The organism is Peribacillus sp. P4_C12, from assembly GCF_056402095.1.
In genome coordinates this window covers 1-555 of the sequence record NZ_JBFUIB010001193.1, presented here as the reverse complement: position 1 = coordinate 555, position 555 = coordinate 1, and the positions used below count along the sequence as shown (strand labels likewise).

The following is a 555-nucleotide window of genomic DNA, read 5'->3' as shown; positions in this document are numbered from 1 at the left end:
AATATCGCCATTATCCAATTGTGTCAGCAATATAAATAAATACCGTTTGTCATGCAGGCGTGCAGCTGCCAATCTATTATTATCGAGAAATTGCCACTCTTCAAATTGTTCGGTAAGTAGTTTCTTCCCATTCTGTCCTATCCGATCATTTAGGTAACTGCTCCAATCCCTAATCCGGTATTCAGAGTCAACGACTAGAGCAGGAAAGATCCACTCTTTGAGCAAATTAATCTGAGAATCCTGTTTTACATGATTCATTAATAATATTCACCGCCGCAAAAAGAATTCTTTTTTAGTACAATTCTGGATAGGTTTCGAATCTCCTTTAATATTGTCGAATTTTAATCCTAAAAAAAGTAGTGATGAAATAAATTTCACCACTACTTTCCTTTAGTAGGTCCTAAAAATAACCTCTCCACTGATCGCTTCCTTACCTGATTGGTTGATTGCTGCTACATTGAAATAATACTTATCTTCCTTTTTCTCTTTTAAATCTGCTTGAAGGGTGATAACATCATTCAAGAAAACCATACCTTTGAAACGAATCTTGTATTC

At 35.1% G+C, this 555-nt stretch carries 1 protein-coding gene; it reads right to left on the bottom strand.

Translation table 11 applies throughout. The features are described 5' to 3' along the window. The coding region (locus AC1DUW_RS32090; RefSeq protein ID WP_477644616.1) for a hypothetical protein at positions 1 to 258 on the bottom strand (258 nt) is incomplete at its 3' end. Positions 259 to 555: the final 297 nt, after the last annotated feature.